Source organism: Streptomyces flavofungini (assembly GCF_041028215.1).
Classification (GTDB): Bacteria; Actinomycetota; Actinomycetes; order Streptomycetales; family Streptomycetaceae; genus Streptomyces; species Streptomyces flavofungini_B.
In genome coordinates, this window is the sequence record NZ_JASKYR010000440.1 from 1 (window position 1) to 6,147 (window position 6,147).

Consider the following 6,147-nt stretch of genomic DNA (forward strand, 5'->3'; position numbering starts at 1 on the left):
CCCGTGAACCGGAGGAGCTCGCCCGCCGCCTCACCGCCTGGCTCGGCACCCGTCTGCCCGGCGCCGAGGCGGCCGACGTGAGCGTCCCCGAGTCCAACGGCATGTCCAGCGAGACCCTGCTGTTCACCGTCGAGCACCCCGAACCCCCGGTGCGCCGCTGCGCGTTGCGCGTGGCGGCCGACCCGGCGGCGTACACGGTCTTCCCCGTCTACGACATGCCCCGCCAGTACCGCACGATGCGGCTCGTCGCCGCACACACCGACGTGCCGGTGCCGCGCGTCCTGTGGCTGGAGGAGGACCCGGAGCCACTGGGCGCGCCCTTCTTCGTCATGGAGCGCGTCGAGGGCCGCGTACCGCCGGACGTCATGCCCTACACGTACGAGGGAAACTGGCTGCACGCCGCGAGCGACGCCGAGCGCGCGCGTCTGGAGGAGGCATCGGTCTCCGTCCTGGCCCGGCTCCACGACCAAGTGCCGGTCGCCGAGGCCCGGTTCCTCCAGGCGCCGGGCGAGGGCGGCCCGCTGCGGCGGCACCTGGCGGCCCAGCGCGCCTACTACGAGTGGGTGGTGCGCGGACTGCCCCGCTCGCCCCTGATCGAGAGCGCTTTCGACCGGCTCGATGAGCTGTGGCCGCAGACCACCGGCGCGCCCGTCCTCAACTGGGGCGACGCGCGCATCGGCAACATCATCTATGACGGTTTCGAGCCCGCGGCGGTCCTGGACTGGGAGATGGCGTCGTTCGCCCCGCGCGAGGTGGACCTCGGCTGGACGGTCTACCTGCACCGCTTCTTCCAGGACCTGACGGTGAGCCTCGGCCAGCCGGGGCTGCCGGAGTTCCTGCGCCGTGACCGCGTGGAGGCGGCGTACGCCCGGCTGACCGGGCACACCCCGCGCGACATGGACTTCTACACGCTGTACGCGGCCCTGCGGCACGCCGTCGTCATGCTGCGCGTGGCGTACCGCCAGGTCCACTTCGGCGAGGCCGCCGCGCCCGCGACCGCCGGGGAGGCGGACAGGCTGATCCTGCACCACGGCAGTCTCGCGGCCATGGTGCGGGGCAGCTACTGGTGAGTGGGCGCCGGACCCGTGGTGCTCAGGCCGCCGGGCGGTCCTGGCGCGGCACGCGGAGGGGGCGCGATCCGGGGCCGCCCACGTGCGAGAAGGGCTGGGTGCGCCAGTCGAGCCCCTGAGGGAGCGTCAACAGCAGGGCCGTGTCCTGCTCCTGAGCCTCCATCGACTCGTCGGCGGGCCGGGCGTCGGCCGCCGCGCGTCCGGTGCCCGCACAGACTGTGAGCCCGAAGGGGTTCCACGGAGTGGGGCACAGCGCGTGCTCGGGCAGGACGTCCTCGTCGGCCAGGAGCGCGATCGGCTGCCCGCAGTCGGGGCAGGTCACGCGGTACATCTCAAAGGTGTCGTACGCGTCGAGAAGGGCGTCTGCCGGTTCGACGCCCTCCGGCTCGGGCTCGGCGACCGGCTGCTGCTTCGCGCGGGCGGAGCGGGCGGGACGCTTCAGATTCTGCATGGGACTCTCCCCCTTGGGTGGGCCGACAAGGCGCTGCGGCCTCGACCACAGCAAGCACTTCCCGTCCCGTCGTGGAGGTAATCGTGACATCTCCTGGGACACGGCCGAAGGGGTGTGTCCTTCATCACATGCCAGAGGGAGTTGCCTGGCCGGAGGCGTCCCGGCGGCCACGGAGACAACGCGGTCGCACGCGGGTCACCCGCGTCCCGTCGCGTCGCTCGGGTATCCGGAGGGATCAAGAGCCCTGTAGGTTCACCGCATGGAGGAGCTGGACCGACAGATCGTGCAGCTGCTCGTCAAGGACGGGCGGATGAGCTACACCGACCTGGGCAAGGCCACGGGCCTGTCCACGTCGGCCGTGCACCAGCGGGTGCGCCGCCTGGAGCAGCGGGGCGTGATCCGCGGCTATGCCGCGGTCGTCGACCCCGAGGCCGTCGGGCTGCCCCTGACCGCCTTCATCTCGGTGAAGCCGTTCGACCCCAGCGCCCCCGACGACATCGCCGAACGCCTCGCGGGCGTCCCGGAGATCGAGGCCTGCCACAGCGTCGCGGGCGACGAGAACTACATCCTCAAGGTGCGCGTCGCCACCCCGCTGGAACTGGAGCACCTGCTCAGCAGGTTGCGCGCGCTGGCCGGTGTCTCCACCCGCACGACCGTCGTGCTCTCCACGCCCTACGAGGCCCGCCCCCCGCAGGTCTGACCCGCCGCGCCCGGCGGGCGACCCCGGCGCCGGGCACCCGGGCGCAGGGGCGAGACTGGTGCCATGAGTGAGAGCACCGCCCCCGGGGGCGAGAGGCGAGACCCCGAGGCCCCCCAGGACCACCGCACCGTGCTGCTGCGCGGCGGCGACGTCCACAGCCCCGCCGACCCGTTCGCCACCGCGATGGTCGTCGAACGCGGACATGTCGCCTGGGTCGGCTCCGAGGGCGCGGCGGACGCCTTCGCGGACGGCGTCGACGACGTGGTCGATCTGGAAGGTGCCCTGGTCACCCCGGCGTTCACCGACGCCCATGTGCACACGACGGCCACCGGCCTCGCGCTGGCGGGCCTGGACCTCTCCGCGGCCCGTTCGCTGGACGAGGCGCTCGTTCTCGTCCGCGAACACGCCGCCGCGAGGCCGCACGACAGGGTGCTGCTCGGGCACGGCTGGGACGCCGCCCGCTGGCCAGGCGGCCGCCCGCCCACGCGCGAGGAGCTCGACGGGGCCACCGGCGGCCGGCCGCTCTACCTCTCCCGCATCGACGTCCACTCGGCGGTCGCCACCACCGCCCTGCTCGACCTGGTGCCCGGCATCACCGGCAGGTCCGGCTTCCACCGGGACGCCCCGCTGACCGGCGACGCCCACCACGGGGTGCGGTCCGCGGCCCTCGCCGCGGTCACCCCGGCCCAGCGCGAGGAGGCCCAGCGCGTCGCCCTGCGGCGGGCCGCCTCCCTCGGCATCGGCTCCGTGCACGAGTGCGGGGGGCCGGAGATCTCCGACGAGGACGACTTCACCGGGCTGCTGCGGCTCGCCGCGCGGGAGGCCGTGCCGCGCGTCGTCGGCTACTGGGCCGAACACGGCGCGGAGGGCGTGACGCGCGCGCGTGAGCTGGGCGCGGCGGGCGCCGCGGGCGACCTCTTCGTGGACGGCGCCCTCGGCTCGCACACCGCCTGCCTGCACGAGCCCTACGCCGACGGCGACCACACCGGCACCGCCCACCTGGACGCGGGCGCCGTCGCCGCCCATGTCGTGGCGTGCACGGAGGCGGGCCTCCAGGCGGGCTTCCACGCCATCGGGGACGCCGCCGTGGCCTCCGTGGCCGCCGGTGTGCGGCTGGCCGCCGAGAAGGTCGGCCTCGCCCGCGTACGGGCCGCCAGGCACCGCGTGGAGCACGCCGAGATGCTCGACGCCGAATCCGTCGCGGCCTTCGCGGAGTTCGGTCTCACCGCGTCCGTACAGCCCGCCTTCGACGCGCTCTGGGGCGGCGAGGACGGCATGTACGCCCAGCGCCTGGGCGCCGAGCGGGCCCGCACCCTCAATCCGTACGCGGCCCTGCTGCGCGCGGGGGTGCCCCTGGCGTTCGGCTCGGACACCCCGGTGACGCCGCTCGACCCCTGGGGCACGGTCCGCGCCGCCGCCTTCCACCACACGCCCGAGCACCGCGTCTCGGTGCGGGCGGCGTTCACCGCCCACACCCGGGGCGGCTGGCGGGCCGTCGGCCGTGACGACGCGGGCGTCCTGGTGCCCGGCGCGCCCGCGGACTACGCCGTGTGGCGCACCGCCGATCTGGTGGTCCAGGCCCCGGACGACCGGGTGGCCCGCTGGTCCACCGACCCGCGCTCGGGGACCCCGGGCCTTCCCGACCTCTCGCCGGGGGCCGAACTCCCGCTCTGCCTGCGCACGGTGGTGGGCGGACGGACGGTGTACGTGCGGCCACAAGAGTGATGTCACGGCGGTGCGCGGCGCCCGCCGGGGCCCCGCGCGGCGTCGTACGACCTGGGAATCCCAAGCCCTGACCTGGCGGGGCGCGATGACACCGCAGTTCACGGGGCTATTGACAGAAAGCCGTCGTGGGCCGGTAGGTTCGGCCGGGTCCACCACAGGACGTCCGACCGGCGAACCTCCACGCGATCGTCGAACGCCGCTGGGTCACGGGCGGTGTGCCGCACCGGCGCACCACCACCGGGAGCCAGGTCCAGCGCCCGCGACGCGGAGGAGAGGGAACGTATCAGCCGATCGGCAGGTGGAACTCGGGTGGGGCCCGGACGCTCAGTAGACAACGGCTCTCGGTCGATCCGCAGCCAGCGGGTCCCAGGCCGGCCCGAAGGGCGCCGGGCCCTCATCCGCACGTCCCGCGGCCCCGAGCCCCGTGCCGACGCTGCGGCGCAGGCCGCGGCCACTATGGTGGTCCTCTGCGTACGAACGAAGGGGCAGTAGTGAACGACGGCGGTCGGGTCTCCGAAGCGGGGGACCAGGGGAGGCAGTTCGGCTCGCTCGGCACGGCCTTGGTGATCATTCCGACCTACGACGAGGCGGAGAACATCAAGTCCATCGTCGGCCGGGTGCGGGCGGCGGTCCCGGACGCGCACGTCCTGGTGGCCGACGACAACAGCCCCGACGGCACCGGCAAGATCGCCGATGAGCTCGCGGCCGAGGACGACCGGGTGCACGTGCTGCACCGCAAGGGCAAGGAAGGGCTCGGCGCCGCCTATCTGGCGGGCTTCCGCTGGGGCCTGGAGAACGACTACGGCGTCCTCATCGAGATGGACGCGGACGGCTCGCACCAGCCCGAGGAACTGCCGCGCCTGCTGACCGCGCTCAAGGGCGCCGACCTCGTGCTCGGCTCGCGCTGGGTGCCGGGCGGCCGGGTCGTGAACTGGCCCAAGCACCGGGAGTTCATCTCGCGCGGCGGCAGCACGTACTCGCGCCTCCTGCTCGATGTGCCGATCCGCGACGTGACGGGCGGCTACCGCGCCTTCCGCCGCGAGACCCTGGAGGGCCTCGGCCTCGGCGAGGTCGAGTCGCAGGGCTACTGCTTCCAGGTGGACCTCGCCCGCCGCGCCGTCAAGGCGGGCTACCACGTCGTCGAGGTGCCGATCACCTTCGTCGAGCGGGAGCTCGGCGACAGCAAGATGAGCCAGAACATCGTGGTCGAGGCGCTGTGGCGGGTCACCGCCTGGGGCGTCGGCGAGCGCGTGGGCCGGGTCATCGGGCGCAAGCAGCCCTGAGCGGCGCCGCGAAAACCTGAGCGGGTTCGCGGAGCACCGCGGTCCGCCGTTCTTGATCATCCCCCTTATCCCGGCCTGAGGCGGGTCCAGGCACACTGGGAGCATGACGAATGGCGCACCGCCTCCCCTCCGCCCCGCCGGGACCCGGCGCTCCGGGCCCCTGAAGTACCTGCCGCTCGGCGTCGCCGCCTGGCTGGTCCTTGAAATCTGGCTGCTCACCGTCGTGGCGGGCGCCACGAGCGGGTTCGTGGTCTTCCTGCTCCTGGTGGGCGGTCTGCTGCTCGGCTCCGCGGTGATCAAGCGGGCGGGGCGCAGGGCGTTCCGCAAGCTCCAGGAGGCGGTGCGACAGCAGCAGAGCGGCATGGCGCCGGTCGAGGAGCGCCAGAGCGGTGGCGGCGCCCTGACGATGCTGGGCGGCCTCCTGATCATCCTGCCGGGCCTGATCTCGGACGCCCTGGGGCTGATCCTGCTCGTCCCGCCGGTCCAGAAGGCACTCGGGCGGTACGCGGAGCGCACCTTCGAGCGCAAGGTCCGTGAGGCGGCGCCCGGCGGCTTCGGGGACGCCTTCCAGCAGGCCCGCATGCACCGCCCCGACGGCAAGGTCGTGCCCGGCGAGGTCATCAGGGACGACGAGCCGCGGCGCGGCCCGCACCCGGACGACCCGCAGCTCCCGCGCTAGGCCGCCCGCGAGCGGCCCGCGGCTCGCGCGCAGGGCCGCTCGCGACGGTATGCCAAAGAGGGCCGGGGCCACTGCTGAGCGGGGGGGGGCCCTCTTTGACGCGCTAGGTGTTGCGGTCGTGCGCCGCGTCCGTCGTCAGGCGGACTTGCGGCTGTCGCGCGGATGCACCGCGATGTTCATGCCGCCGGAGCGGAGGACCGCGAGGCGCTCCTCCAGAACCTCTTCGAGTTCTTCTCGCG

The 6,147-nt window shown here is 74.0% G+C and carries 6 protein-coding genes and 1 pseudogene; 5 read left to right on the forward strand and 2 right to left on the reverse strand.

All coding sequences use genetic code 11. From position 1 onward, the window contains the following. Nucleotides 1-1,070: phosphotransferase family protein (locus AB8Z36_RS26235; protein ID WP_369215846.1), on the forward strand; the 1,070-nt coding region annotated here is incomplete at its 5' end. Nucleotides 1,071-1,092: 22 nt separating this feature from the next. Here the strand turns inward: AB8Z36_RS26235 and AB8Z36_RS26240 are convergent. Next, nucleotides 1,093-1,521: a hypothetical protein gene (locus AB8Z36_RS26240; RefSeq protein ID WP_369215847.1), complete on the reverse strand. Its 429-nt coding sequence runs from the start codon at nucleotides 1,519-1,521 to the stop codon at nucleotides 1,093-1,095. Between the two features lie 259 nt (nucleotides 1,522-1,780). Between AB8Z36_RS26240 and AB8Z36_RS26245 the strand changes: the two genes are divergently transcribed. From AB8Z36_RS26245 to fxsA, 4 genes are all read left to right on the forward strand, one after another. Then, nucleotides 1,781-2,221, forward strand: coding sequence for an Lrp/AsnC family transcriptional regulator (locus AB8Z36_RS26245; RefSeq protein WP_030789227.1), 441 nt, complete (start codon nucleotides 1,781-1,783; stop codon nucleotides 2,219-2,221). A gap of 63 nt (nucleotides 2,222-2,284) precedes the next feature. Next, nucleotides 2,285-3,946, forward strand: a complete 1,662-nt coding sequence (locus AB8Z36_RS26250; protein WP_369215848.1) for an amidohydrolase — start codon at nucleotides 2,285-2,287, stop codon at nucleotides 3,944-3,946. A 491-nt stretch (nucleotides 3,947-4,437) separates the two neighbouring features. After that, complete coding sequence (locus AB8Z36_RS26255; RefSeq protein ID WP_369215849.1) at nucleotides 4,438-5,229, forward strand: polyprenol monophosphomannose synthase; 792 nt, start codon at nucleotides 4,438-4,440, stop codon at nucleotides 5,227-5,229. Nucleotides 5,230-5,332: 103 nt separating this feature from the next. Then, nucleotides 5,333-5,908, forward strand: a complete 576-nt coding sequence (fxsA, locus tag AB8Z36_RS26260; protein WP_369215850.1) for an FxsA family membrane protein — start codon at nucleotides 5,333-5,335, stop codon at nucleotides 5,906-5,908. A 135-nt stretch (nucleotides 5,909-6,043) separates the two neighbouring features. Here fxsA and AB8Z36_RS42340 read toward each other — a convergent pair. Beyond that, a pseudogene (locus AB8Z36_RS42340) lies at nucleotides 6,044-6,147 on the reverse strand (RNA polymerase-binding protein RbpA); the annotation flags it as partial.